Here is a 26,911-nt window from a genome sequence, read left to right as displayed (position 1 = left end):
CCACAGACGATCCAAAACCTCATCAAACCATAAGTAAGGGGCGCTCCAACCGGGCGCCCCTTCTCTGTGGATAGTTGGTAAAACGATTTTCTAGGACAACCGTTCGCCGATGGTAAACGGATGTTGTTTATACAGCCTGTGTACAACAGATATACTTACATCCTGTGCGTAAAGCCCATGGCCAGCAGGCCATGATTCTATTGAACTGGACCGTACTATGAGATTGATACACAACAGCCGCCTGCCGCAGTTTCGCACTCCGTTTGGCGCTGTGACCACTGGCACTTCCGTTTCGCTCTCGGTGATCTTGGAGGATGCCGACCCCAACCAGGCAACGCTCACCCTGCGCACTTGGGTCGATGAGATCGGCGAGTCTCGGTATCCCATGACGCATGAAGGCGACGGCATATTTTCCGTAGAGCTTGAGTGTACCGAGCCCTGTCTTATCTGGTACAGCTTTATCTGCAATATCGAGGGCCAGCCCGAGGTTCGCCTGGGCGCACCGCAGGGCCGCACCGGCGGCGAAGGCGTAACCTACGACTACGCCGAGGTGCCGTCCTTCCAGATTACCGTCTATAAGCACCGCGAAGTTCGTCCCGAGTGGTACGAGCGTGGCATGGTTTACCAGATCTTCCCCGACCGCTACGCCCGCGACGAAAACTGGCGCGAGCGCACGCTGGCCGAAGTCGAAAAACCGCGCAACGGAATCCAGCGCCGCATGGTCGAGGACTGGAACGAGCCGCCCGTATACGAGCGCGCCGAGGACGGCTCCATCAAGACCTGGGACTTCTACGGCGGCTCGCTCAAGGGCATCCAAAATGACCTGCCCCGCATCGCGGAGCTGGGCTTTACGGCCATCTACCTCAACCCCATCTTTGAGGCCGCGAGCAACCACCGCTACGACACGGCCGACTACACCAAGATCGACCCAATCCTGGGCACCGAGCAGGACTTTACCGAGCTTTGCGGGGCGGCCGAGAAGCTCGGCATTTCAATTATTCTCGACGGCGTCTTCAACCACACGGGCGATGACTCGATCTATTTCAACCGCTACGGCAACTACCCCGGCGTGGGCGCGTGGCAGAGCGAGGATTCGCCATGGCGCGATGCGTTTTATTTCCATGAGGACGGCTCATACGACTGCTGGTGGGGCGTGGGCAATATGCCCGCCATCAATGAGAGCTCTGAGCTGGTACGCGAGCGGCTCCTGGGCAAGGACGGCGTGATCCGTAAATGGCTACGTGCCGGCGCTCATGGCTGGCGCCTAGACGTGGCCGACGAGCTTTCGGACGACTTCCTGACCGAGATCAAGAAGGCAGTACTTGCCGAAAAGCCCGACGCTCTGTTGCTCGGCGAAGTCTGGGAAGACGCCTCCAACAAGATCAGCTACGGCCATCTGCGTCGCTACCTACAGGGCTCCGAGTTGGACTCTGCTATGGATTACCCCTTCCGCGACATGGTCATCGGCTTTTTGATGGGCTACAAGAACGCCTACGAGGCCGCTGAGGATATCGAGACCCTGCGCGAGAACTACCCGAGCGAGGCATTGTCCTGCGCGCTCAACCTGCTGTCGAGCCACGATCGCCCGCGTATCATCTCGGTGCTCGGCGGCGGCCCCGACGAGTCGCAGCTGCCCGAGTGTGAACGCAGCAAATGGCGCCTGGACGAGAACTCGATGGGCCTGGCCAAGAGCCGTTTTTGGCTCGCCACGCTCATGCAGATGACCTTCCCCGGCGTGCCTTCGATCTACTACGGCGACGAATACGGCCTGGAGGGTCTAACCGATCCGGGCAACCGCCGCACCCTGCCGACCAAGGACCAACTGCACGACTTCGACACGCTGGCTATTGTCAAAAACGCCTCCGCCGTACGCCGCGCACTGCCGTTTATGATCGACGGCGAGATCAAGGCCTTCGCGCTCAACGACGAGGTGCTGGCATACAACCGCACGGGCAAGGATGGCGAGTCCGCGACGGTTATCATCAACCGCAGCCTGCGCAACTCGCACCGCGTGACGATTCCGGCGCTCGGCGAATGTGCAAGCGACGTGATTAGTGGCCACGAGTGCGAGATTCACAACGGCACCGTCACGCTCGATCTGTATCCGCTGGGTTCATCGATCATCTATCACCACGCCGAGCAGCGTCTGCAAGAGCCGCTCGATCATGGTGCGGGCGTTGTGTGCCATATCACATCGGTGCCGACCGACGACGGTAAGCCCGGAACGATCGGCGCGCCAACGCGTCGTTTTATCGACCATCTGGCCGCAATGGGCATGCGCTACTGGCAGGTCCTGCCCGTCAACCCCACGGACTTCTTCCGCTCCCCTTACGCCGGTCCTTCGGCTTTTGCTGGCAATATCGACCTGCTGCCCGAGAGTCACAAGGAGCTAGCCGCCGACTTTGAAACTTGGAAGGCCCGTGGCGGCGAGGATGCCGATCCGCTCTACACGGCGTTTAAGCATCGCAACGCCGATTGGCTCGAGAAGTACTGCGTCTACATGGCCGTCAAGAAATACTTTGAGGGCGAGTCGCGCCACGATTGGCCGGCGGATGTCGCGCGCTACAACGAGCACCTGATCGACGACAAGCGCTTCCACGACGAGGCGGAGCTGCAGGCGTACATGCAGTACCGCTTTGACCTGGCTTGGTGTGAGCTCATGAACTACGCGCACAAGAAGGGCATCGAGGTCATCGGCGATATTCCTATGTACGTGTCCGACGATTCGGCAGATGCGTGGAGCGAACCCGAGAACTTCTGGCTATCCGATACCGGCAAGGCAATCGAGATCTCCGGTGCGCCGCCCGACAACTTTGCGCCCGAGGGTCAGGTGTGGGGCAACCCGACGTTCCGCTGGGACCACATGAAGCAGAACGGCTATAGCTGGTGGATGGATCGCCTACGTCGTGCGTTCTCGCTCTACGACCGCGTGCGTCTGGATCACTTCCTGGGCTTCCACAGCTACTTCAGTATCCCCGCTGGCAAGGCTTGCGCCGAAGGGCGTTGGCTGGCAGGCCCGGGCAAGGACCTGTTCCAGACCGCCTATGACGAGCTGGGGCCGCTCAACTTTATCGCCGAGGACCTGGGCTACCTGACGCCCGGCGTTCGCGCCATGGCTTCGACTTGCGGCTTCCCTGGTATGGACGTACTGGAGTTTAGCGATTACGACGTCCGCAACGGCGTGCAACCCACGCCGGGCAAGATTATGTACACCTCAACGCACGACACGTCGACGCTCGCCGGTTGGTGCACGCGCTCCTTTGCGGGCGGCGACGAGCCGAGCGGTGTTGAGGTGGCAGCCAAGCTGATGAGCGACGCGCTGACAAGCGACGCTCCCCTGGTGATGATGCCGCTGCAGGACGTGCTGGGGCTTGGCGACGACACGCGCATGAACGTACCGGGCGTGGCCACGGGCAACTGGACCTGGCAGGCTGACGAGGCCGACGTTGCGGCCGCTGAGGGCAAAACCGCACAGCTCCTGCGCAACACGCATAGATTCTGGGGCGAAGCGTGATAATACGCCCGATATAGGGTACAGTTACAGACGTTTGAATTTTTGCGGGCAGAGCAATCTGCCCGCTTTGTGCTGAAAAGGAAGTATTATGGCGCGCTACGATTACAAGTGCTCGAGCTGCGGCAACGTTTTTGAGGTTGAGCATCCCATGTCCGAGACCCCCGAGGTCGTGTGCCCCAACTGCGGTGCTCCGGCCGCCAAGACGTTCTCGGCCAGCGGCATCAAGTTTGAGGGCAGCGGCTTCTACAACACCGACCAGCGCAGCGGTGGCTCAAGCACCAGCGCCACGAGTGGCTGCTGCGCCAACTGCCCACACAGCCACTAGAAACCAATCAGCCCCGCGACCGGCACCGATCGCGGGGCTATTTCTTTGCGCTATGGATAGCTCTATGAGTTGCGCACTAGCCTGGCGCAGAAGTGGCCGTCGTAGGAGTCGGCGTTTACCGGCACGCTTTGGAAGAGGCCTCGGTCGTTTTGGCGTACGGAGACGAGCTTCTTGGCCGGATCGAACTCGGGAAGTTGCAGAATCTGCGCCTCGGAGAGCGGCTCCAGGCTAAAACCGGTACCCTCGGGAGAGCTCAAGAACGCTTCCACGACCTGCGTGTTCTCCTCGTCGAAAACCGAGCACGTCGCATAGATGAGCTCGCCGCCGGTAGCCGCGCGCGCAGCAGCCTCTTTGAGCATCGTAAGCTGCAGTTTGGGCAGCTCAACCGTCACATCTTTTTCGGTCAGGCGCCACGGTATCTCAGGATGACGGCGCATGGTTCCGGTGCCAGAGCATGGCGCATCGATAAAGACCGTGTCGAACGTAACCGGCTCGCCAAGCATGGCATCAAACGATGTGAGCACCTCATTAAGCTCGCAGGCATCACCCGAAACCGTGCGAACGCCCTGAATACCGGCCTTATGCAGACGAGCGAGATTCAGATCGCACTTGCGATCATGCAGATCGAGCGCCGTATGCTGACGCTCATAGCCCGCACGCTTGGCCTGGCACATCATCACATAGGTCTTGGTGCCACGGCCGGCACCAATCTCAAGGCAGCTACCAGGGCGCGTGGCAGCCGTGGCGATAAGCTGGGCGTTAAGGTCCGAGGCCACGGCTGCAGCACGCTCAAATACGCCCGACGTAACCGTAACCTGAGCATCGACCGGAGCATGACAGCCAGGGAACACAGGCGCCACAAGCTGCGATAGGTACGGATCAGGTTTGGTTGCAAAGGCGTTCTCGTGCAAAGCGAGCGGCGCGGGCGCCAGATTGCCGGCGAAGCCGAGCGCACCCTCTGGAGTGTCAAACGACGCCATAATGCGAGCGCATAGCCAGCGCGGAAGACCCATCAGGCGCGACAGACGAACCAAGCGTCGCTCGGACTCATCCACGTCGGATGCCGTGGCAAAGTCCTCAACGTTGTCCGCAACCTTGTGCAGCACCGCGTTTGCCAGGCCCGCAGCAGACTTAGCACCACTGCGCACCAGCTCAACACCCTGGCTCACGGCAACGCGGCCCGGCGTATGCAGGTAGAGCATCTCGAAGGCCGAGATACGAAGCGCCATGCGAACGCGCGGCGCAACCTTTTTGGGTTTATCGAGAAACTGGTCGAGCAGCTCGTCCAAAATACCCTGCGTGGCGGCCACGCCCAGCGCCAAGCGGGCGGCAAAAGCGGAATCGCGCTGGTCAATAGCCTTGGCCGATGCGCGAGAGGACAGCACGTCGCGCGCATACATGCCGCAGCGATCGGCCTCCATCAGTACATCGAGCGCAAGCTTGCGCGCGGGAGACAGCTTGCTCATGACAATACACCCCACGAAAGATCGGCACCCTGCAAGCCAGCAGCCCAAGCAGAAGCAGTCATAGCACGCTTGCCATCAGGCTTAACCTCGAGCAACTCAACCGAGCCATCGGAAAGACCAAGGTAAACACGCTTAGCCTGAACGAGAACCTGACCCTCAACAAGCGACACATCAGCAGGCGCAGCATCGAGCACACGCACGGTCTTGCCGGCAATCACGCAACGAGCAGGCGCGGTATCGGACGAGGCCAGCACATGACGCACACAATCAAGCGCCGCCATGTGCGGATCCAGGCGCATCTCCTGCTTAGAAATCTTGGCAGCATGGGTAACGAGCGCCTCATCCTGTTCGATCCACACGGCGGTGCCATCGGCAAGAGAAGGAAGCGTATCGGCAAGCAGTTTGCCGCCGAGCTCAGCGAGCTCCATAGTCAGCGCCTCGGCATGCTTACCGGCAACCGACGTGGAAGCCTGAGCACAATAAGCACCAGTATCCACGCCATGTCCAATGCGCATAATGGAAACTCCGGCAACCCCGTCACCAGCAAGAATGGCACGCTGGATGGGAGCAGCACCACGCCAGCGAGGCAGCAAGGACGCATGAACATTCACAATACCAAGCGGCGCCATATGCAGCACCTCATCCGGCAAAATGCAACCATAAGCAGCCACACAGAAAATATCGGCTTGCGCAGCTTGGAGCGCCTCAACAACCTCGGCCGTCATACGATTAGCCTCAATAACCGGCAACCCAAGCTCAAGCGCCTCGGCCTTAATAGGAGACGGCTCCAACTTTTTACCACGCCCGCGAACAGCATCAGGACGAGTAACAACAAGCGCAATCTCATTCCCAGCCTCAACAAGCGAAGTCAAAGAAGGCACAGCAAAATCAGGCGTACCCATAAACACAATACGCATAAAGATCGTCTCCCCTCAACCAAAGCCGAGACGGCTACAAAGAACAGCGGAAAGCAAGGTTCCCAGGCCATCCGCAATAACAATTCAACAAGAACAAATATACCCAAAACCAAAGAAAGAGCCGCAATAAAAGCAGCTCTCTCCCAACAAAGACCTATCAGCGAAGACGCCCCTCCCTGGCCCAACGGCACCCGGGCGAACCGAGCCAGAACAACGCAGTCCCCGGTGCTGAGCGCCCACATATCGTCCCGCGCGCAGTTTCGCAGCAAAGCGAGAATGTTTGAGCACGGGATGATATGTGGGCGCTCAGCACCGGGGACGATGGGACCTACTCCGTCTCGCCCGGTCGAGCGCCGCGGGCCAGGGCGTCCTGGTACTCCTTGACGGCCTTGAGCCTCTGCATCGGCTTCAGTCGCTCGAACATAGTGTTGCCATGCAGGTGATCGATCTCGTGCTGCAGGCACACGCAGAACAGGTCGCCCGAAGCCTCGTAGCGAATCAGGTTGGCATCCAAGTCGTACGCCTCGACGACGACATGGTCGGGACGCTCGATCTCGCAGCTAATGCCAGGGATGGAAAGGCAGCCCTCGCTAAAGGGCACCAGATGGTCACTCTGCTCAACAATGACGGGGTTAATGAGCACGTACGGGTCGTAGTCGTTCTTGTCGCTGTAGTCGCAGTCGATGGTGACGAGCTGAATAAGCTCGCCGATCTGCGGAGCAGCCAGGCCGCAGCCGCCGTTGTCGAACATCATCTTCTTCATCTTCTCGGCAAGCGCCTCGATCGCCGGGGTGATCTCCTCGATGACGGCACACTCCTGGCGCAAACGAGGGTCGGGCGACAGTACGATTCCGTTGGCTTCCATGGCCATCCTTTCAGGTTGTTACATCAAATCATAGGCGTCGACGTCAACGCTCACGCTCACGCCGCGCACGGAGCCCACCTCTTTGAGGCAGGCGTCGATATCATCAGAGACATGGTACCCTACCGGCGACTTCACAAGCAGATGGAAGCGGTAACGGTCCTTGGCTCTCTCGATTACACACGAAGCCGGGCCCAGCACCTGCGGCACGGCGCTCCCCGCCCGCAAAAAGTCGGGCGCGGCGGCATGCCAACGACGCTTAAGAAGCTTTGCAATACGCCCGATGTAGTCCTGCGCGTCGTCTCGGTTCGCCGACCACACCAAAATGTTGACTAGGCGAACAAACGGCGGATACAGCGCGTCGCGCCGCTGGTCAAGGTCGTAGTCGGTAAAGATAGAACGGTCGTGCTCGGCGACGGCGCGAATGACCGGATCCTCGGGCAGATAGGTCTGGATGATGACCTCGCCGGGACGATCGCCGCGGCCGGCGCGGCCCGCCACCTGCTCCAGCAGATCGTAGGCGCGCTCCCCTGCGCGGAAGTCCGGCAGCTTGAGGGCGAAGTCGGCATTGACCACGCCCACGAGCGTGACCTCGGGAAAGTCGAGACCCTTGGCGATCATTTGGGTGCCCAGCAACACGGCGCAATCGGCCGCATCGAACTGCTCGAGCAGCTTTTTGTGCGCATCCTTGCCGCGCGTGGAATCGGCATCCATGCGGATGATGGCGACGTCCTCGGGCAGCATCTGGTGCAGTGCGTCCTCGATCTGCTGCGTGCCCAGCCCCATTTTTGCCAGGTAGCGACTGCCACATTTGGGGCAACGGCTCGTGGGCGCGGGATACGGCTGCACGCGCCAAGACGAACCGCAAGTGTGGCACTGCAGCGTGTGCGTGCGCTCGTGATACGTAAGCGCGGTGGAGCAGTGGTTGCAGGTGGGGACGCAGCCGCACTCGCGGCACATCAAAAACGGCGCAAAGCCGCGGCGGTTATGCAGCAGCACGGCCTTCTCGCGGCGTTCGACCACGCGATCCAAGCCCTCCATCAAGGGTTTTGAGAACATGGAGCGGCTGCCGTGAGAAAACTCACGGCGCAGGTCGGCAATTCGGACCATGGGAAGCACGGCGTGTCCCGGGCGCTCGGGCATCTCGACACGCGTCCAAGTGGCACCGTTATACGTGCCACGACGGCAGCGGTCGAGGGCCTCGGCCGAGGGCGTGGCGGAGCCCAACACGAGCGGGCAGCGATAGCGCCGCGCCATCTCGGCCGCCACCTCGCGCGCGTGGTAGCGCGGACTGGAGCCCTGCTTGTAACTGGTCTCGTGCTCCTCGTCGATGATGATGAGGCCCAAGTCGCTGAGCGGGCAAAAGAGCGCCGAGCGAGCGCCGACGACCACGCGGGCCGCACCGCTAGCAACCATATCCCACTGGTCCAGGCGCTCGCCGGCCGAAAGCCGCGAATGGAACACGGCGACCGTCTCGCCAAAGCGCGAGCGGAAGCGGCCGACGGTCTGGGCCGTCAGTGAGATCTCGGGCACGAGCACGCAGGCCGAACGGCCGGCCGCCAGCACGCGCTCGATGGCGGAGAGGTACACCTCGGTTTTGCCGGAGCCGGTGACGCCGTCAACCAGCACCACGTCGCCATGAGCGTCCAGACGGGCGCGCTCAATCTGCGCGAGTGCCTGTTGCTGGCCGTTGGTAAGGGAGACCGGCGCCTTACCGCTTGCCGAGGACAGAGTAGTCTGCTCGCTGCAGCCACGCCAAGCACGGCGCTCCTCTACCACCACGACGCCGCGCTTTTCGAGCGCCTTGATGGTCGCCGACATACTGTTGTAGAGAAGGTTGAGGTCACGCGTCGTGACCGGTCCGCACTGGAGCGCCTCGATGAGCTGACGCTGGCGAACCGCGGTCTTGGGCGGCGTATAGTCGAAGCCCTCGGGCGTGAGCATGACCCAGCGGTTTTGGATTGGCTTGACGGCGGGGCGCTCAACGGCCCATACGCCGTCATCGCCCTTGACCACACGCGGGCTGCCGCCCGGGGGCAAAAACAGGCGCAGGCACTCGGAAAGCGTTGCGACGTACTCGCGGCTCATCCAGCGTGCGATACGGGCGGCTTCGGCGGTAAAGAGCGGTTTGCTGAGGATGGCCTCGATGGGCTTGATGCGCGCAGGGTCGAGGGCGTTGTTGCCCTGCAGATCGCCAAGCTCAGGAGCAATGTCGACAACATAGCCCGCGGCGGCACGGTTACCAAAGTGGACCAGGACCGTGGATCCGATCTGCGCCTCGTTGGCAAGGGATTGGGGAATGCCGTAAGCAAACGGCTCGGACAGCGCACGCGTCGGGATGTCGAGGACCACGCTCGCGTAGGCGGTGATGGGCTCGGGTGCTGGTTCGAGCTTGGCCGGGGCAGCAGCAGGCACGGACTTCACCGGAGCTTCCTCCGGTTCCGGCGAACCAAACAGCGACAGTTGTTGAGCCATACACCACCTCTAACGAACGGACCTGAAAGGGCTGGGACAAAATAATCAGTAGTGTTTGTCCCATGGCCGATACGAGTGTCGAGCTTGTTGCGTCGCTCGAACATGGGACAAGCACTACTGATTATTTTGTCCCAGCAACCCACTCATCGGTACAGAAACAAGAGCCCCGCTCAGGTGAACGGGGCTCGGATACAAACGTTTGCGCAGCGATTACAGCGCCATCGTGCGGGCGCGATCGATGCGCGCTAGGCAGTCGTCGCGGCCGACGAGCGCCATGGTCTCGCCCAGCGGAGGGCTCACCATGTTGCCGCAGACGGCGACGCGCACAGCCTGGAAGACCACGCGCTTCTTGAGGTCCATCTGCTCGGGCAGCGGCTCAAGCGCGGCGTCGATGTTGGCAGCCGTCCACTCGTCCACGCCCTCGAGCGCGGCCTTGGCGGCATCCAGAATGGCACCCATGCCTTCCTTGGCAAGGCCCTTGTTGACGGACTTCTCGTCATACTCGAGCGTCTCGGCCGTAGCGAAGATGGGGGCGGCGACGGTCACGGCGTCGGCCGGCATCTTGGTGCGCGGCTTGACAATGGCGGCAAGCGCGTCGATCCAATCCTCGCCGTACTCGACATTACCCTCGATGAGACCCGCCTCGTGCAGCTCGGGGACCATGATCTCATCGGCAAACTGAGCATCGGACATGCCGTTGATGTACTCGGCATTGACCCAGTCGAGCTTCTTGGGGTCGAAGGTCGCCGGATTCTTGGAGATGCGGTCGAGCGAGAACTTGCTGGCCAGGACATCGCGCGGGATGATCGTGGTCTCGCCGTCGAGCGACCAGCCGAGCAGCGCCAGATAGTTGACGAAGGCATCGGACAGGTAGCCGGCGTCGCGGTACTCCTCCACCGAGGTGGCGCCGTGGCGCTTGGAGAGCTTCTTGCCGTCGGCGCCCAGGATCATGGAGATGTGGGCGAACGTAGGCACGGGCGCGCCGAGGGCCTCGTAGACCATGACCTGGCGCGGGGTGTTGGACAGGTGGTCATCGCCGCGGATGACATGGGTGATCTTCATCATGGCGTCGTCGACGACGGTCGCGAAGTTGTACGTGGGCGTGCCGTCGGAGCGGAAGATGACGAAGTCGTCGAGCTCCTTGGCGTCGAAGGTCACCTCGCCGTGGACGGCGTCGTGGATACGGACGTCGCCGCGGTCCTCGGGCACCTTGATGCGCAGAACGTAGGACTCGCCGGCCTCGATGCGGCGGCGGGCCTCCTCGGGATCAAGATCGCGGCAACGGCGCTGATAGCCCTGGAAGGGGTCCTTGCGCTCCTGCGCGGCCTTGCGGTCGGCGTCGAGCTGCTCCTTGGTGCAGAAGCAGGGATAGGCCTTGCCCTCGTCCCAAAGCTTCTGGGCGGCCTGCTCGTACAGGTCCAGGCGCTCGGTCTGGGCGTAGGGGCCAAAGTCGCCGCCCACCTCGGGACCCTCGTCCCAGTCCAGGCCCAGCCAACGCATGGCGCGCAGGATGATCTGCGTATTCTCGTCGGTGGAGCGGGTGGGGTCGGTGTCGTCGATGCGCAGGATGAACGTGCCGCCGTTTGCACGGGCGAAAGCCCAGTTATAGATAGCGGTGCGGGCGCCGCCGATGTGCAGCTTGCCCGTGGGTGAGGGTGCAAAGCGGACGCGAACGTCTGATGCCATGGAAATCTCCTCGATTGCAGGATGGATGTCTAACCGCACCAGTATAAAGCAATACTGCCCACCTCCGCACAAAGGGCACCGACCTACTCATTGGGGACAGACTTAAATGACCAGTCGTTGGGAACGTTCTTAAACGACTGGTCGTTGAGGAAACTCTTCGGTAAGGCTGATCATTTAAGTCTGTCCCCAATGAGTAGGTGCGGAAAGGGTGTGAATGTTTGATTTACGCGCTATGATGTGCCCTTGCATAGAGAGCCCGGCGGAATGGTAACGGTCGCCGGGACACGTTTTTGAAAGGACAATCATGTCAGAAGAACTTCGTTCCATTCCACCCCAACACGGGTCCTTTGTTTTTACGTCGGAGTCGGTTACCGAAGGTCATCCCGATAAGATCGCTGACCAGATCAGCGACGCCGTCCTCGACGCAATCCTCGCCAAAGAAATAGAGCTCCAGGAGCAGGGCTACATCGCCCCCAACGGCGTGCCTGCCAACGTGGAGAACGTCCGCTGCGCCTGCGAGACCCTCGTGACCACCGGCACCATCATCGTTGCCGGCGAAATTCGCACCCAGGCCTACGTCGACGTACAGGAAATCGCCCGCGGCGTTATCCGCCGCATTGGCTACAACCGTGCCAAGTTCGGTTTTGACTGCGACACCTGCGGCGTTATGAGCCTCATCCACGAGCAGTCGCCCGATATCGCCCAGGGCGTTGACGAGTCCTTCGAGACCCAGACCGGCGCTACCACCGACCCGATCGACCTGATCGGCGCCGGCGACCAGGGCATGATGTTCGGTTATGCCTCCAACGAGACCAAGACCCTCATGCCCATGCCGCACTACCTGGCGAGCCGCCTGGCCGAGCGCCTGGCCGCCGTGCGTCACGACGGCACCCTCGCCTATCTGCGTCCCGACGGCAAGACCCAGGTCACCGTGCGCTACGAGGAAGGCAAGCCCGTCGAGGTCACGACCATCGTCATCTCCACGCAGCACGCCGCAGAGATCGAGGACATGGGCAAGATCAAGGCCGACCTCATCGAGCACGTCATCACCCCGGTCATGGCTGCCGAGAACATGCCGTGGGACAACGCGGACATCTATGTGAACCCCACCGGTCGCTTTGTCGTAGGCGGCCCCATGGGCGACACGGGCCTCACCGGCCGCAAGATCATCGTCGACACCTATGGCGGCTACGGCCGTCACGGCGGCGGCGCCTTTAGCGGCAAGGACTGCACCAAGGTTGACCGCTCCGCCGCGTATGCCGCGCGCTGGGTCGCCAAGAACGTGGTCGCCGCCGGTCTGGCCGACCGCTGCGAAGTCGAGCTTGCCTACGCCATCGGCGTTTCCAAGCCCCTCTCAATCATGGTTGACACCTTCGGTACCGCGTATGTTGCCGAGGACAAGATCGTCGAGGCCGTCGAGAAGACCTTCGACCTGCGCCCGGGCGCAATCATCCGCGACCTAGACCTGCGTCGCCCCATCTACGAAAAGACGGCAGCCTACGGTCACTTCGGCCGCGAAGACGCCGACTTCACCTGGGAGAATACCGACCGAGTCGAAGAACTCAAAGCAGCCTGCGGCCTGTAAGCTAGCGGCAAAAGCTACAGCCAAATCGAAACGCACCAAAAGAGGTACCGGACCAACCGGTACCTCTTTTTTATTAACCGGTGGTGAAGATGAGCCGACCTGGGACGCAGAATAGGTCACCAGCTCATGAATTTTGCAGCACGAGCGCCTCTACCATGTATCCTTAGTCCCGAGGGGCGGGGCATAAGGTCGATCGCGAGTTCCGCACGAGCCGGAGAGCACTTAATGTGCTCTCCGTGCGAGTCAGGACTGTCCGAGCAGGCGACCTTATGCCCCGCCCCTCGGGACGACGGGATAGAACAGGAGCGCATATGGCAGGCAAGCCACAAACACTAGCTACGACCTCGGCATTCGAGATCTTGGGCCCCGTCATGGTCGGCCCCAGCTCATCGCACACCGCCGGCGCCCTGCGCTGCGCACAAGTTGCCGCCAGCCTGCTGGAAGGCCGCATCACCAAAGTCACCTTTGGCCTGTGGAACTCCTTCGCCCACACCTACCGCGGCCACGGCACCGACCGCGCTCTCGTCGCGGGCATTCTGGGCCTCGACACCGATGACGAGAACATCAAGCAGGCCTTTGACCTCGCACGTGAGCAGGGCCTCGAATATCACTTTGACATCAAGGGCGACGACGCCTCCATCCACCCCAACACCGTCGACATCGACATGGTCGACGCCACGGGCGCCACGGCGCAGGTCCGCGGCGAGAGCTTAGGCGGCGGCAAGATGCGCATCAGCCGCATTAACGGCGTCGGCGTCGACATCTCGGGCATGTATTCCACGCTCTTCGTGGCGCACCAGGACGTCCCCGGCGTGCTCGCAGCGCTCACCAACCTGCTCGCCTACGCCCATGTGAACATCGCCTTCTGCCGCACCTACCGCACCGAAGTGGGCGGCCAGGCCTACTCCGTCTTTGAGACCGACGGCGCCCCCGACGACACCGTCGTCCCCATGCTCCGCAAGCTCGACAATGTCGATTACGCGACCTTTATCGAACTCCCCGGTTCTGCCTCGTCGCTCTCCCCCGGCGTCTCGGCAAAGGAAATCTTCGACGACGGCGAGCAGCTGCTCGATGCGTGCGAGGAACTGGGGCTCAACATCGGCGCCGTCATGGCCGTGCGCGAGGCACGTCTGACCGGCGAGGCACACGCTATCGCCGCCATGCGCCGCGTACTCGACGTCATGCGCGAAGAGACCACAGCCCCCATTTCCAATCCACAGCGCTCGCTCGGCGGCCTCATCGGCGGCGAGGCCAAGCTCGTTGATGCCACCGGCCGCAACGACTTGAGCGTAAGCCTGATGGGCGCCGTCCAGACCGATGCCGTGGCCCGCGCCATGGCCGTCCTTGAGCGCTCCGCCACGATGGGAGTGATCGTCGCCGCTCCCACGGCAGGCTCCGCAGGCGTCGTGCCCGGCTGCGTGCTGGCGCTCGCCGACCATCTGCAACTGGACGATGAGCAAGTCATGGACGCCCTCTACTGCGCCGCCGCCATCGGCCTCAACCTCACCACGAGCGCCTGCGTCGCCGGCGCCGAGGGCGGATGCCAAGCCGAGGTGGGAAGCGCGGCCGCCATGGCCGCCGCCGCGCTGGTGCAGATGCTCGGAGGCACGCCTGAGCAGGCACTCGACGCCAGCTCCATCGCCCTGAGCAACCTGCTGGGCCTGGTCTGCGACCCGGTGGGCGGCCTCGTGGAGGTGCCGTGCCAAAACCGCAATGCCATCGGCGTGGCCGCGGCATTTAGCTCGGCGCAGCTTGCACTTGCCGGTATCAAGAGCCTGGTGCCGTTTGACCAGATGGCGCACGTCATGCTCTCCGTGGGCCACGCGTTGCCGGCCACGCTGCGCGAGACGGCAAAGGGTGGCATCGCGCAGGCTCCGGCCGCACTTTCGGCCTGTGCAAAATGCGGTGAGTGCGGATAGCGACAAAGAAAGACTCGAAGGTGGGACAAATGTCCCACCTCTTTTGAATGCCACCGTTTCCATACCACAAACAACTGGGTAATCGCTATAATGCAAGCCCAGTAAAAACACGATGAGCCGCAAGGCGAAATCCGAAGGATATGCATACGATGTCGCAAAACGATCGAACTCAACTGATTCCCGATCCGCAGCAGCCGAGCAGGCACACCGGCGGCGTTCAGTCGCCGCGTCCTATCGCGCCGAGCCGCGGTCAGCAGCGAGGTGCGGCAAACGTTTCCCAACGTCCGAACAAGCAGCATCAGCAGCGCCAGGCAAATGGCAATGCGCCCAAGCAGCCCCCCACGCACGCTCGAGGCGATCGCGGCCCCGCACGCAAACCCGCCGAGAACAATAAGTCGGGCAAAAAGACGACGCTCTTTGTCGTTCTGGGTCTTATCGTCATTGTCTATATCGTAGGCGTTGTAGCGTTTTCGCAGGTAGCCTACCCCAACACCACTATCGCCGGCGTCGATGTCTCGTTCTCCAACGCTTCGTCTGCCGCCACCAAGGTCAACTCGGCTTGGAAGCACTATAAGCTCACCGTGACAGGCGATGATTTTAGCTGGACCTATCAGCCCGAGTCCGATGAGCCCATTGTCGACGGCGAAGCTGCCGCAAAAGAGATTATCAGCCGCAACGAAGCCATTGTATGGCCGGTTCGCCTTGTAGAATCCTTAAGCGGCAAGACCAAAACAACCGCTAGCTCCAACGAAGTCGATCTTGATCAAGACGTCGACCTGTCCATGCTCTCCGACACCTTTGACCAAAAGCAGTTTGAGAAGGATCTGGGCGCCGCCATCGACGAGTTTAACGAGGGGCGTTCGGGCGCGTTCGAGGCCAATAGCTCCTATGACGAGCAGGCCGGCAAGTTTACCGTCGAGAAGGCGCGCTCCAACGAAAAACTCAACCGCGAGCATGTCATTAAGTATGCCGAGCTCGAGCTTGCCTCGCTGGCCGAGACCGTAGATCTTTCCAAGCTCGGCAACGATGCCTATGAGCCGCTCAATGGAACGCTGACCGATGATCAGATTCAGGCCGCATGCGATGCCGCCAACAACTTCTTGGGCGTCAACGTGACCCTCAAGCTCAACGGCGAGGATGCCGGCAAGGTTGATGGCAGCTCCGTATTGCAGTGGATCAGCTTTGCCGATCCGGCCAACCCCACGCTCGATACGTCGCAGATCAGCAGTTGGGCAGCCGAGCTCGCCAACGGCTTTAATACCGTGGGCTCCACTCGCTGGTGGACGCGCGCCGATGGCAAGCAGTGTGCCGTCGAAGGCGGTGACTTTGGTTGGTCCATCGACAGCAGCTCGCTCGCCAAGCAGGTCGAGGACGCCATTAACAACAAGCAGACCGGCGAAATCGAGATCAAGTACTCCCAGAAGGCCGACACCTTTACCGCAAAGGGAGAGCCCGACTGGAAGGCGTATATCGACGTCGATCTGTCCGAGCAGCACGCGCGCTACTATGACGAGAACGGTAATATCGTTTGGGAGGCCAACTTTATCTCCGGCAAGCCGGGAGAGGACGCCACCCCCGAGGGCGTATGGCAGATCAACAGCAACAATGGCGCCAGCAAGCTTATCGGTGCCAAGGACCCCGAGACCGGCAAGCCCAAATACGAGAGCCCGGTCAGCTATTGGATGCCGTTCGAGGGCAATATGGTCGGATTCCACGACGCCACCTGGCAAAACGACAAGAGCTTCGATAATGCCGAGTCGTACAAGTGGTGCGGCAGCCACGGTTGCATCAACCTGCGCCTGGCCGATGCAAAGGCACTTCACGACTGCATCAAAGTCGGCCTGTGCGTGGTTGTCCACTCGTAGTGCAACGCGCGCATTCCCACAACGTGGAGCCGCTGCGACCAATCTAACAGTTCCGAAAGAATCCGCCATATGCGCCCGCCTTACGCGACGGGCGCATATACTTATTGAGGAACTTTCTATAAAGGAGACGCTATGCCGAATGTCCCCACCATCACCCCAGGCCCGGATGATGCCGAGTACACGCCCGAAGGTGCCACCGAAACGATTCCTTTGATTACAAACGTACATGCCGAAAAGCAGAGCGGACGCACGAACAATACGGCCGAGATTTCCGATGAAGAGGCATATGCCAAGCTCAAGGCAAAACGTGCCGAACGTCGACGCAAAAAGCTGATTCGACGCGGCATTGCCGCCGGCATCGTGGGTGTCATCGCGCTCATTGCTATTGTTGCAACCCTGTTTATCAATGCGCAGCCACAGGGCGATAGCGGGCCTGCGACCGACATGGTGACCGAGGGCACGTTTAGCACAACGGTCGAGGCAAAAGGCCAGCTCAAACCCATTTCGTCCTCAGTGGTCTCCCCTTCTGTCGACGGCACGGTCGATTCGATCAACGTGCAGGCAGGCCAATCCGTCAACGAGGGCGACGTGCTTATGACCATTAAAAACGACGAGCTCGATCGCAACGTTGCCGAGGCGCAGCGTGCAGTTGCAGCCGCTCAAGAAGACCTCGCCAACGCGCAGAAAGCCGCAGCTGCCGCGCAGGCCAACCCAACGACGGACGTCGGCGGAGGTTCCGCGGCGGCTGGCATCTCCGCCGCATCAGCGGACACGAACGCCGTATCGGCCGCGCAGCGCAGCCTCACATCGGCCCAGGCAAACCTCGATCAGGCGAACGCCAAGGCCGCCAGCCGTACGGTCACGGCCCCGAGCTCGGGCAGCATCGTGGCGCTCAACGCCAAGGTGGGCGCCACGGTAACAGGCGGCATGATCATGGGCGAAAGCGATACGAGCGGCGGCAAGCAGTGCATGCAGATCGCCGACCTGTCCAAGATGAAGGTGACGGTTCAGGTGGGCGAAAAGGATATCGCCAAAATTGCCGTGGGCCAAAGCGCCAACGTGACCTATCCCGCGTTTCCCGATATCGTGAGCCAGGGCACCGTCACGGCTATCGCCTCGGTGGCAAACTCCGACTCCTCCTCCGGGAGCGGCGGCAGCGTGACCTTTAACGTCGACATCCTCATCGAAGCACCTGACAGTCGCCTTAAGCCGGGTATGACTGCCGAGGTCTCGGTAGTGACCGAGAAGCTCGACGACGTGGTGATGGTGCCGACTATGGCGCTGATGACCGAAGATGGCGAGCACTATTACGTCAATTTGGCCACCGATTCGGAGGGTAAAAAGACGCGCCGCGTGAAGGTGACCGTCGTAACGCAAAACGACAACGAGGCTGTAGTCGGTAAGACGCAGGTCAAGCGCGACGACCAGGGCAACGAGATCAATCCAGACGTCCCGGTTACCAAGCTACGCGACGGCGACACCATCGTGACGGATACCGGCACAGGCATGACGGCAGACGGCGGCGACAACATGCCTGCCGACGAGGGCAAGTAATGCGTCCCGTCATCGACATCCGCAACGTGCACCGCATCTTTGAGAGCGAGGCCGGTTGCGCCCACATCCTGCATAACGTGAGCCTGGCAGTAGATCCCGGTGAGTTCGTTGCCATCACCGGCCCCTCGGGCTCGGGCAAGTCGACGCTCATGAACATCCTGGGCTGCCTGGACAAACCGACGGCGGGCGAATACTTCCTGCAAGGGCTCAACGTCGCCGAGCTCGACGATGACGAGCTCACCGAGGTGCGAGCGCTGAGCATCGGCTTTGTCTTTCAGAGCTTTAATCTGCTGCCGCGCCTGACGGTGATCGAAAACGTCATGCTGCCGCTGTCCTACACCAATGTGCCGCGCAGCCAGCGCGAGATGCGCGCCGTGCACGCGCTGCAGGCCGTCACGCTGCCCGTCGACCACTGGGACCACCGCATATCCGAGCTCTCGGGCGGCCAGATGCAGCGCGTCGCCATCGCGCGCGCCCTTGTCAACGATCCACCCATCATTTTGGCCGACGAGCCGACGGGCAACCTGGACTCCGCCACGGGAGCGCTCGTCATGGAAACCTTCCACAAGCTCCAGGAGCGCGGTAAAACCATCGTGCTTATCACACACGACCCCAGCATCGCCGCCGAGGCCGACCGTGCCGTGACCATCCGCGACGGTCGCATTCACGACGGCGCGTATATTCCGCATGCACCGCGGACCCTACGCAGCGCCGTAGATAACCTGCCCATGATTTCCGCCTCCGCCAACCCGCCGAAAGGAGTGATGGCATGAGCGCCCGCGATCTTATCCAGGAAGCCCTTCACTCGCTCGAGGCCAACAAGGGGCGCAGCCTGCTCACCATCCTGGGCATTGTCATCGGCATCGCCTCGGTTATCGCCATGACTTCGCTCATCGGCGGCATCCAAAACAGCCTGGTAAACAGCCTGGGCCTCAACGCAGCTCGTATGGTACAGATCTATTCGTCCCAAGAACTCACGGAGTCGGATATCGAGAAGCTTCAAAAACTGGTGCCGCAGATAGAGCAGATCGGCATTGTCGACAGCGCGTATACCGAGTACAAGTCTGGCGATAAAAGCTATACCGTTATGGCACAGGGTGTCGACAGCGACATGCTCGACGCCGTGGGTGCCAGCAAGCTCGTTGCGGGACGTGTCTATTCACAGGCAGAGTCTCAATCAGGCTCGCGCGTTGCGCTCATCAGCCGCGGCGGCGCCGATCAGCTTTACGGCAACGAACAGGACGCACTGGGGAAAACCATCAAGGTGTCCAACGGCGAGGTGCAGATTGTAGGCGTGATTGATGGCGGCAGCGACTCCATGGGCTCGCTCACGCTGTATATGCCACGCGAAACCATCTCCGGCCTGTTTGGCGACGAGAATCCTTCATTCCCCAGCGTGACGGCACTTGCCGCCGAGGGCACAGACATGGACGAGCTCTGCAAGACCATCGAGTCTAAGGTGCGCACGATGAAGGGCATCTCGGAGGATGATGAGTACGACAGCGTATCGGCAACCTCCATGAAAAGCGCCATCGATGCACTCAACTCGTTTATGGGCGCCTTCTCGCTCATCATGGGCGCTGTCGCCAGTATCTCGCTGCTTGTCGGCGGTATCGGCATTATGAATATGATGCTTACCAACGTGACTGAGCGCATCCGCGAGATCGGTATTCGCCGTGCCTTGGGCGCCAGTCGCCGCGATATCACCGCGCAGTTTTTGGCCGAGTCCTCGGCGCTGTGCGTCACCGGTGGCCTGCTGGGTGTCCTGATTGGCTATCTGCTGGCCTGGGGCCTCGCGATGTTTGCCGCAGGATCAGGGGTTCTCAGCGAGCTCGGTGCCAGCGGGCAAATCACACCGAGCTTTTCAATCGCCACGGTGCTGCTGGCCTTCGCCGTCTCCGTCGGCATCGGCGTAATCTTTGGCTTCTACCCCGCTCGACGCGCGGCAAAGCTCGACCCGGTGGAGTGCCTACGCTACCAGTAAGCCACCACCGACAAGTTGCGGTGATTTAGGGACTGAATATGCTATCTAGCAGCAAAAACAGACACTATTTCACCGCAACTTATTGAAGGGCTGTTTGCGCCAGTTCCGGGCGTCCTCGAGCTATTGGTGGATGACGGGCTTGTACGGGTCGAGCTTGCTCGAGGCGATCCTCCTCGCAGGCACGGCGAGCGCCTAGCGCGCGAACTCCCGTAAGAGCGCATCTTCCACTTCCCGAAGCGAAAGGGCCCCGCCTCCCTCGGCGGGACGGGTGACCACGATACAGCGCGCTCCCACGGCGCGCGCTGCGGCGAGCTTCTCGGCCGTGCCGCCTACGGTTCCCGAGTCCTTGGTCACAAGCCACTGGGCGCCCACCTGCCGAAGCATCGCCTCGTTGAGCTCGCGGGTGAAGGGCCCCTGCATGCCGATGACGTGCGACGGCGAAAACCCCGCGTCGATGCACTTCGTTATAGCACCGGGCAGCGGGAGCACACGCACGAAGAAGCGCTCCGCGAAATCGGCGACGCTCGTGTAGGGAGCAAGCTCCTTGCTCCCCGTCGTGAGAAGCGCGCGACCCGGGTTCTCGGAGAGAAAGCGCGCCGCGCAGGCGATCGACGCGACCGCCACGACGCCTTTGGGCAGCGCCTCGACCGGGCGCGCAAGGCGCAGGCATCGTGCACCCACGGCGAGCGAAGCGGCCCGGATGTTGCCGCTTGCGAGCGTAGCGAAGGGGTGCGTGGCGTCGACAACGATGCACGCGCCGGAAAGCTCGCGCTCCATGTCGGCATCGTCGAGCCTGCCCGCATGCACCTCGATGCCCGGAAGCTCGCCCAAAAGCTCGCCTCCGTACTCGGTTGCCGCGTAGGCACGGGCGGGGATGCCCGCCCTGCTCGCCCATTCGCACAGAAGGCGGCCCTCGGTGGTGCCGGCGAAGATGCGCAGCGCCGGCGCGGATGCGGGCGCCGTCACTTCGGGCCGCCTGGGCGCGTGATCTGGTAGAGCAGCGCGTTCATAATGGCAGCCGCCACGGTCGAGCCGCCCTTGCGACCCCTCGCGACGATGGCTGGCACGCGTCGTGCGAGTAGCTCCTCTTTCGCCTCGACCACGTTCACAAACCCGACCGGCACCCCAACGACGAGCGCGGGCGCGATCTTCCCCGCGTCCATGAGCTCGGCGAGGCGCAGAAGTGCTGTGGGAGCGTTGCCGACGGCCACGATGAGCGGACCCTCGATGCCGCAAGCTTTGTCCATGCTCGCAACGGCGCGAGTCGTGCCCGCGGCGCGCGCAGCCGCGGCGACATCAGGGTCGGCCATGAAGCACACGGCCTTGCAGCCGAGCTTCGCGAGCGCGGGCTTGCTTATGCCTGCGAGCGCCATGTTCGTGTCGGTGAGCACCGTGGCCCCTGCGCGCAGTGCGTCGAGCGCACAGTGCGCGGCGTCATGGGTAAACACGAGGGAATCGGCGTACGAGAAGTCGGCAGTGGTGTGGATGACGCGCTTCACGACGGGCTCTTCGAGCGGCGGGAACGTGCGGCCGCCGAGCTCTTCGGTGATGATCTCGAAGCTGCGCCGCTCGATGTCGCCGGGCGCCATCTCCTTGGAATCCATCTAGTACTCCACTCCTTCCCTTGCACATATCCCCTGCTCGTAGGGATGTTTCTTGCACCGCATCTCGGTTATGTAGTCGGCCTTCTCCACGATCTTGTGGGAAGGCGCGCGCCCGGTGAGCGCTACTTCGACGCCGCGCGCGGACATATCGAGCGCGCGCTCCACGAGCGCCTCGTCGACAAGCCCCTTCGAAAGCGCGTCGAGCGCCTCGTCGAGCACGAGCAGTCCCTCTTGCGCGCCCTCGAGCTCGGCGAGCGCGGAAGCGAGGTTCCCATCGTGCAGCTCGCACGTCGCGGCAAGTTCTTCCGACGTCATCGACCAGGTAAACTTGTCCGACACCTTCCCCGCGAACACGGGCACGCCGAAATGCTCGGCGAGCAGGCGCACCTCCCCGCTTTCGCCGTCTTTCAGGAACTGCACGACGACGACGCGGCGGCCTGCAGCGAGCATGCGAAGGGCGAGGCCCATCGCCGCCGTGGTCTTGCCTTTGCCGTCGCCATGATACACGTGGATCATACGCCCTCCTCGATAATGCGGTAGACATACTCCATGTCGAGCGCCCCGCGCACGACGTCGGCCAGGCGGTCGAACTCGCGCGCACGGTGATCGGCCGCGGACGCCGCGCCCGCAGCACCCACGACGTTCTCGGGCAGGCCGCGCATGCGCGCGAGCGAGCGCGCGAGGGCGAGCGCCACCCCCGGTTCGTCGAACAGGCCGTGGAGATAGGTTCCGAACACGTTTCCGCAGGCCGCGCCTTCTGGTTTGCCGCCAATCGTGCCCGCAGGGGCGCAGGAGACGGTCGTTTCGCCGTCGTGAATCTCGTACCCGCGCGCCGTCATGCCGTTCCACACCGAGAACGCGCCTTGGGCGCCCGTGATGCGCAGCGCCGACTGGGCGAGGCGCTTTTCCTCCTTGAACACCGTACTTGCAGGGATGAGCCCGAGCCCGCGCGCGGTGCCAGCGCCTTCCCTGCCGTGCGGGTCGGAAAGCTCGTCTCCCAAAAGCTGGTAGCCTCCGCATATGCCGAGCACCGGCGTGCCCGCGCCCGAAAGCGCGCGTACACAGGCTCCGATGCCGCTAGCCGCAAGCCAGCGCGCGTCGTCGAGCGTGGTCTTCGAGCCGGGGAGCACCACCAGGTCGGGTCGGCCCAGATCGGTCGTCGAGGAAACGTAGCGCACGCCCACGCCGGGCACGCGCGAAAGCGGGTCGAAGTCGGTGAAGTTCGAAAGATGCGGAAGACGCACGACGGCGACGTCGATGACGCCGCGCGCCTCGCGGGCAGATAGGCGCGGCGCGAGCGAGTCCTCGTCATCCAGGTCGAGCGTAAGATACGGCACGACCCCCACGACGGGAACCCCGCACATCTTCTCGAGCGGGGCCAAACCCGGGCGCAGGATTTCCACATCGCCGCGGAACTTGTTCACCACAAGCCCCCGCAAAAGCGCGCGATCCTCGGGCGCAAAGAGCGCGACCGTACCGTAGAGCTGGGCAAACACCCCGCCTGGGTCGATGTCGCCCACGAGCAGCACGGGGGAGGACACGGCGCGCGCGAGCCCCATGTTGACGATGTCGTTTTCGGAAAGGTTGATTTCGGCGGGGCTGCCGGCGCCTTCGATGACAATGACGTCGTTTTCCTCCGCGAGCGAATCGAACGCCTCCAAAATCTGCGGCATGAGCGCCTTCTTTCGCGCGAAGTAGTCCCTCGCAGCGAAGGCTCCCTGCGCCTTGCCGGCCACGATGAGCTGGCTTCGGTGGTCGCTTTCGGGCTTGAGAAGGATGGGGTTCATGCGCACGTCGGGCGCGATGCCGCACGCCTCAGCCTGCATGATCTGGGCGCGCCCCATCTCGAGCCCGTCGGCCGTGACACCGCTGTTGAGCGCCATGTTCTGGCTCTTGAAGGGAGTCACGCGCAGGCCGTCCTGCGAAAGCACACGGCACAGCCCCGCCGCAAGCAGGCTCTTACCCGCGTTCGACATTGTGCCCTGGATCATGATGGGCTTCGCCCTACCCACGGGTATCGACCTCCTTCGCCGAACCTCGGCCATCCGCGCCCGCCATAGCGCCGCCACAAGAAACGCCGCCCCGTTCGTCGGGTTCGCCTTCGCCCGATGCACCTTCCGCCCGAAGCGCGCGGCTGAACGCCATCGCAAGCCGGGCATTCTCCTTGCGCGTGCGCACCGCGACGCGGCACCAGAAACGGGACAGTACCGAAAACGAGTCGCACGTGCGGACCAAAACCCCCTGTTTATACAGGCGCTCGGGGATGTCTTTCGCCGGAGTGCGGACTAAAAGAAAGTTCGCATCCGATGGCACGACGGAAAGCCCGAGTGAGGAGAGCTCGTGGGAAAGCCACGCTCGCTCGCCCGCCAATACATCGCGCGTGCGCGAGACATATTCAACGTCTTCCAGGGCGGCGATGCCCGCGGCCTCGGCGACCGAGGAGACGGGCCACGCCTGCCCCGCCCGGCGAATCCCCTCGATGAGTTGGGCGTTTCCGCTGATCAGATATCCCAACCGCAACCCCGCCATTCCGTAGAGCTTGGTGAACGCGGAGAGCACGGCCACATGGCGCGAACACGCGGCACGTGCGGCCACGCTCCTTTCGCGGGCGTCGGGCGCAAATCCGAGGAAGCACTCGTCCACGACGAGCAGCGCGCCCACCTGCTCGCAGCGGCAAGCCGCGGCATCGATCACGCTGGGGTCGACGAGTCGCCCCGTCGGGTTGTTCGGATTGCAGAGGTACGCCACGTCTCCCGGCCCCTCGATCGCGCGGGCGAAGGAGGCGGGCACGTCGAAGTCGTCCGCTTCGGAGAGCGGGAACTCCTGCACGCATGCGCCGTAGTACGATGCCGCCTCCGCATATTCAGAAAACGTCGGCGCGCACACGACGATGCGTTTCGGGCGCACCGCCGCGGCGAGCCGCCAGATGATGTCGGACGCGCCCGCGCCGCAGACGATAGTATCTTCGGGAATGCCCTGGGCGCGCGCTAGGGCGCGAACGAGGGCGAGGCTTTCCCTATCGGGGTAGGCGTCGATTCGAGAAAGCGCCTTGCAAGCTGCGGCGACGGCGCGCGGCGAGGGGCCTGCCGGATTCACGTTCACCGAGAAGTCAATGAGGTCGGAGGCGTCCCCTTCGCAAGCGATGCCAAGCGATTGCGTGCTACCCCCATGCGCACGGGCGCGCAGGATTCCCCCGGCAGCCCGGGGCGCGGCGTGGTCTTCCCTCATGCCATCGCCCCCACGGCGAGCACGACCGCCGCGCGCGCGGCACCGAAGACGACGAGCGCGCATACGGACGCGGCGAGCATGAGCCTTGTCGCCCGGGCGATGTCGCCCCACTCGATTTCGCGGGACGCGTCGCCTATCGTCGGTTTCTCAACGAGCTTGCCGAAATACACCGCGGGTCCTGCCAGGCGCAGCCCGAGCGCGCCCGCGCACGCTGACTCGGTCTGTGCCGCATTCGGGCTCGCATGGCGACGCCTGTCGCGGCGCCAGATGTGCGCCGCCCCGCGCGCGTCGAGCCCGACGATCGGGCATACGGCGATCATAAGCAGGGCCGATAAGCGCGAGGGAATCCAGTTCGCCGCATCGTCGAGGCGCGCCGAGGCGCAGCCGAAGTCGATGTAGCGCTCGTTTTTGTAGCCCACCATGCTGTCGAGCGTATTCACCGCCTTGTACGCCATGCCCAAGGGCGCACCCCCGATCATAAGGTAGAAAAGCGGCGCGATGACGCCGTCGCTCGCGTTCTCCGCCACCGTTTCCACGGCGGCGCGCGCGACGCCCTGCTCGTCGAGAACAGACGTGTCGCGTCCCACGATGAGCCCGACAGCTTCACGCGCCGCGACAAGGCCGCCCCTCGAGAACGCACGGGCCACGGCCAGGCTCTGGCGGCGCAGCTCGCATGCCGCGAGAATCTGATAGCTCGCCCATGCCTCGGCCACGAAGCGCAGGCCGGAGTGAACCATGCCGCAAAGATGCAGGATTCCCCAGGTCAAAAGCCCACACGCAAGCGGAAGCGCCACGGCGAGCACAAGTCCTGCGGCGCGCGTGCCCGCGGACGTTTGCGGGAATGCGCGCCGCAGGCGGCCTTCGGCCCACGTGATCGCGCGCCCCATGGCGACGACGGGATGGGGAAGCCAGCGCGGGTCGCCGAAGGCAAGGTCGGTCGCGAACCCGGCGGCGACGGCAAGAATCGTCATCACCGGGCATCGCCCCCCGAAGCGGGGCGAACGTCGCGAAGGCAGCGCCCATCCCAGGTGGCGGCCCATGCGCCGCCCGGCTCGGTATGCACGTCGAAGTATCCAATTTTCGGGACAGCTAGCTCGGAGAGCAATGCTTTCACGGTACCCGCGTGAACGACGAAGACGGCGCGCCCACTCCCCTGGGCGCGCTCCGATTCGCACGCCTCCCGAAACGCCGCGATGACGCGGCGGGTGAAATCGCTCTTGCCCTCGCCATGCGGGCAGCGCGTCTCGCACCAGGAGTCTACCCAGGCGCGATAGCGCGCATCCTCTTTAAGCTCGGCGGCGCTTCGCCCCTCGAAGTCGCCGAAATCCATCTCGCGCAGACCGGGGCACGCCATAAGCTCCGCGTTCGGGAAGAGGATGCGCGCCGTCTGGTCGGTGCGGGCCATGCCGCTCGTGATAACACGGAACACGTCACGATCGCACGCGAGGTCGCGCAAAGCGCGCTCGCCCGCACTCGACAGGGGCTCGTCGGTGCCCGCCCCGCTGTAGCGATGGTCTTCCGTGCCCGCCGTGGCACCATGGCGCACGAAGACGACTTCCAAAGGCGCACCCGCGCCCTGCGTCCCTCGAGGTGCATCGGCAAGGTTTCCTTTGATGACCTGGGGAATCCCGCACGTCATGCGCACGACGACGTCGGCGCGCGCAGCGAGCGCGCATCCCAGGCGCCCCGCGCGCTCGCGCCATTGGGCGTCTTCCGCACTCATGGGGACGACCCCCGAGCCGACCAAGGACAGAATCACTACGTCGAAGCCGATCAGCCGCTCGAGCGCCCGGTCAGCGTCGAGCGCGCGTACGAGTTCCTCAGCACAGTAAGCGACACGGCCGGCAAAAGCCGCAGGCACGCCGCCCTCCGCAAACTGCGCCGCGTCGACGAAATCGTCCGCCGCGAACCCGAGCTTTTCGCGCAC

At 62.9% G+C, this 26,911-nt stretch carries 20 protein-coding genes; 8 read left to right on the top strand and 12 right to left on the bottom strand.

Features of this window, described 5'->3' with window-relative positions; all coding sequences use genetic code 11:
* The first annotated feature begins 217 nt into the window (after nt 1–217).
* Together DW112_RS05665 and DW112_RS05660 are read left to right on the top strand one after the other, a co-directional pair.
* Entirely contained in the window at nt 218–3,514 is a 3,297-nt protein-coding gene (locus tag DW112_RS05665) for a 4-alpha-glucanotransferase (protein ID WP_118328527.1), read from the top strand.
* 88 nt (nt 3,515–3,602) lie between these two features.
* Nucleotides 3,603–3,839 carry an FmdB family zinc ribbon protein gene (locus tag DW112_RS05660; RefSeq protein ID WP_117583493.1) on the top strand — a complete coding sequence of 79 codons (237 nt, stop codon included), beginning with the start codon at nt 3,603–3,605 and terminating at the stop codon, nt 3,837–3,839.
* Between the two features lie 62 nt (nt 3,840–3,901).
* Here DW112_RS05660 and DW112_RS05655 read toward each other — a convergent pair whose 3' ends face one another.
* The 5 genes from DW112_RS05655 to gltX form a co-directional block, all read right to left on the bottom strand.
* Complete coding sequence (locus tag DW112_RS05655) at nt 3,902–5,305, bottom strand: RsmB/NOP family class I SAM-dependent RNA methyltransferase (protein ID WP_118328526.1); 1,404 nt, start codon at nt 5,303–5,305, stop codon at nt 3,902–3,904.
* The gene (gene fmt / locus DW112_RS05650) at nt 5,302–6,222 is read right to left on the bottom strand and encodes a methionyl-tRNA formyltransferase (protein WP_118328525.1); all 921 of its coding nucleotides are present in this window, start codon (nt 6,220–6,222) and stop codon (nt 5,302–5,304) included. The genes DW112_RS05655 and fmt overlap by 4 nt, the downstream gene beginning before the upstream one ends.
* A gap of 328 nt (nt 6,223–6,550) precedes the next feature.
* On the bottom strand, nt 6,551–7,087 hold the full coding sequence (gene def / locus DW112_RS05645; RefSeq protein ID WP_117767144.1) for a peptide deformylase: 537 nt from the start codon (nt 7,085–7,087) through the stop codon (nt 6,551–6,553).
* An 18-nt stretch (nt 7,088–7,105) separates the two neighbouring features.
* A complete protein-coding gene (gene priA / locus DW112_RS05640; RefSeq protein ID WP_118328524.1) occupies nt 7,106–9,559 on the bottom strand; it encodes a primosomal protein N' in 2,454 nt (817 codons plus the stop codon).
* Nucleotides 9,560–9,769: 210 nt separating this feature from the next.
* Complete coding sequence (gene gltX / locus DW112_RS05635) at nt 9,770–11,245, bottom strand: glutamate--tRNA ligase (protein ID WP_118328523.1); 1,476 nt, start codon at nt 11,243–11,245, stop codon at nt 9,770–9,772.
* Nucleotides 11,246–11,549: 304 nt separating this feature from the next.
* Here gltX and metK point away from each other — a divergent pair, with 304 nt between their 5' ends.
* The 6 genes from metK (at nt 11,550) to DW112_RS05605 (ending at nt 20,152) form a co-directional block, all read left to right on the top strand.
* Nucleotides 11,550–12,830: a methionine adenosyltransferase gene (gene metK / locus DW112_RS05630; RefSeq protein ID WP_118328522.1), complete on the top strand. Its 1,281-nt coding sequence runs from the start codon at nt 11,550–11,552 to the stop codon at nt 12,828–12,830.
* 311 nt (nt 12,831–13,141) lie between these two features.
* Nucleotides 13,142–14,749 carry an L-serine ammonia-lyase, iron-sulfur-dependent, subunit alpha gene (sdaAA, locus tag DW112_RS05625; protein WP_118328521.1) on the top strand — a complete coding sequence of 536 codons (1,608 nt, stop codon included), beginning with the start codon at nt 13,142–13,144 and terminating at the stop codon, nt 14,747–14,749.
* 149 nt (nt 14,750–14,898) lie between these two features.
* Complete coding sequence (locus DW112_RS05620; RefSeq protein ID WP_158571733.1) at nt 14,899–16,614, top strand: L,D-transpeptidase; 1,716 nt, start codon at nt 14,899–14,901, stop codon at nt 16,612–16,614.
* A 132-nt stretch (nt 16,615–16,746) separates the two neighbouring features.
* The gene (locus tag DW112_RS05615) at nt 16,747–18,168 is read left to right on the top strand and encodes an efflux RND transporter periplasmic adaptor subunit (RefSeq protein ID WP_118328519.1); all 1,422 of its coding nucleotides are present in this window, start codon (nt 16,747–16,749) and stop codon (nt 18,166–18,168) included.
* Entirely contained in the window at nt 18,168–18,941 is a 774-nt protein-coding gene (locus DW112_RS05610) for an ABC transporter ATP-binding protein (RefSeq protein ID WP_118328518.1), read from the top strand. Before DW112_RS05615 ends, DW112_RS05610 begins: the two co-directional genes overlap by 1 nt.
* Nucleotides 18,938–20,152, top strand: coding sequence for an ABC transporter permease (locus DW112_RS05605; RefSeq protein WP_118328517.1), 1,215 nt, complete (start codon nt 18,938–18,940; stop codon nt 20,150–20,152). The genes DW112_RS05610 and DW112_RS05605 overlap by 4 nt, the downstream gene beginning before the upstream one ends.
* 192 nt (nt 20,153–20,344) lie before the next feature.
* On the opposite strand, the gene cobK is transcribed toward DW112_RS05605, so the two are convergent.
* The 7 genes from cobK to DW112_RS05570 are packed head-to-tail and all read right to left on the bottom strand — an operon-like array spanning nt 20,345 to nt 26,911.
* Entirely contained in the window at nt 20,345–21,118 is a 774-nt protein-coding gene (cobK, locus tag DW112_RS05600; RefSeq protein ID WP_118328516.1) for a precorrin-6A reductase, read from the bottom strand.
* Entirely contained in the window at nt 21,115–21,756 is a 642-nt protein-coding gene (locus DW112_RS05595) for a precorrin-8X methylmutase (RefSeq protein ID WP_117806204.1), read from the bottom strand. The genes cobK and DW112_RS05595 overlap by 4 nt, the downstream gene beginning before the upstream one ends.
* Nucleotides 21,757–22,272, bottom strand: coding sequence for a cob(I)yrinic acid a,c-diamide adenosyltransferase (locus DW112_RS05590; protein ID WP_118289111.1), 516 nt, complete (start codon nt 22,270–22,272; stop codon nt 21,757–21,759).
* Nucleotides 22,269–23,768 (bottom strand): cobyric acid synthase, encoded by a 1,500-nt coding sequence (locus DW112_RS05585; protein WP_233545871.1) that lies wholly within the window; start codon nt 23,766–23,768, stop codon nt 22,269–22,271. Before DW112_RS05585 ends, DW112_RS05590 begins: the two co-directional genes overlap by 4 nt.
* Nucleotides 23,761–24,984, bottom strand: coding sequence for a histidinol-phosphate transaminase (locus DW112_RS05580; RefSeq protein WP_158571732.1), 1,224 nt, complete (start codon nt 24,982–24,984; stop codon nt 23,761–23,763). Before DW112_RS05580 ends, DW112_RS05585 begins: the two co-directional genes overlap by 8 nt.
* Nucleotides 24,981–25,955: an adenosylcobinamide-phosphate synthase CbiB gene (cbiB, locus tag DW112_RS05575; RefSeq protein WP_118328513.1), complete on the bottom strand. Its 975-nt coding sequence runs from the start codon at nt 25,953–25,955 to the stop codon at nt 24,981–24,983. Before cbiB ends, DW112_RS05580 begins: the two co-directional genes overlap by 4 nt.
* The gene (locus DW112_RS05570; protein ID WP_233545870.1) at nt 25,955–26,911 is read right to left on the bottom strand and encodes a histidine phosphatase family protein; all 957 of its coding nucleotides are present in this window, start codon (nt 26,909–26,911) and stop codon (nt 25,955–25,957) included. The genes cbiB and DW112_RS05570 overlap by 1 nt, the downstream gene beginning before the upstream one ends.

Source organism: Collinsella sp. AM09-41 (assembly GCF_003473245.1).
In the GTDB taxonomy this organism is placed as follows: domain Bacteria; phylum Actinomycetota; class Coriobacteriia; order Coriobacteriales; family Coriobacteriaceae; genus Collinsella.
The sequence above is the reverse complement of the archived record's forward strand: the minus strand, read 5'-3'. Positions and strand labels throughout refer to the sequence as shown.

Bases quoted from the DNA above. Each gene is read 5' to 3' on its own strand.
- sdaAA (WP_118328521.1), top strand. From the start codon at position 13,142: ATGGCAGGCAAGCCACAAACACTAGCTACGACCTCGGCATTCGAGATC.
- DW112_RS05655 (WP_118328526.1), bottom strand. From the start codon at position 5,305: ATGAGCAAGCTGTCTCCCGCGCGCAAGCTTGCGCTCGATGTACTGATG.
- priA (WP_118328524.1), bottom strand. From the start codon at position 9,559: ATGGCTCAACAACTGTCGCTGTTTGGTTCGCCGGAACCGGAGGAAGCT.
- DW112_RS05665 (WP_118328527.1), top strand. From the start codon at position 218: ATGAGATTGATACACAACAGCCGCCTGCCGCAGTTTCGCACTCCGTTT.
- def (WP_117767144.1), bottom strand. From the start codon at position 7,087: ATGGAAGCCAACGGAATCGTACTGTCGCCCGACCCTCGTTTGCGCCAG.
- DW112_RS05615 (WP_118328519.1), top strand. From the start codon at position 16,747: ATGCCGAATGTCCCCACCATCACCCCAGGCCCGGATGATGCCGAGTAC.
- metK (WP_118328522.1), top strand. From the start codon at position 11,550: ATGTCAGAAGAACTTCGTTCCATTCCACCCCAACACGGGTCCTTTGTT.
- DW112_RS05610 (WP_118328518.1), top strand. From the start codon at position 18,168: ATGCGTCCCGTCATCGACATCCGCAACGTGCACCGCATCTTTGAGAGC.
- DW112_RS05580 (WP_158571732.1), bottom strand. From the start codon at position 24,984: ATGAGGGAAGACCACGCCGCGCCCCGGGCTGCCGGGGGAATCCTGCGC.
- DW112_RS05660 (WP_117583493.1), top strand. From the start codon at position 3,603: ATGGCGCGCTACGATTACAAGTGCTCGAGCTGCGGCAACGTTTTTGAG.
- DW112_RS05590 (WP_118289111.1), bottom strand. From the start codon at position 22,272: ATGATCCACGTGTATCATGGCGACGGCAAAGGCAAGACCACGGCGGCG.
- DW112_RS05620 (WP_158571733.1), top strand. From the start codon at position 14,899: ATGTCGCAAAACGATCGAACTCAACTGATTCCCGATCCGCAGCAGCCG.
- DW112_RS05595 (WP_117806204.1), bottom strand. From the start codon at position 21,756: ATGGATTCCAAGGAGATGGCGCCCGGCGACATCGAGCGGCGCAGCTTC.
- gltX (WP_118328523.1), bottom strand. From the start codon at position 11,245: ATGGCATCAGACGTTCGCGTCCGCTTTGCACCCTCACCCACGGGCAAG.
- cbiB (WP_118328513.1), bottom strand. From the start codon at position 25,955: ATGACGATTCTTGCCGTCGCCGCCGGGTTCGCGACCGACCTTGCCTTC.
- DW112_RS05605 (WP_118328517.1), top strand. From the start codon at position 18,938: ATGAGCGCCCGCGATCTTATCCAGGAAGCCCTTCACTCGCTCGAGGCC.
- fmt (WP_118328525.1), bottom strand. From the start codon at position 6,222: ATGCGTATTGTGTTTATGGGTACGCCTGATTTTGCTGTGCCTTCTTTG.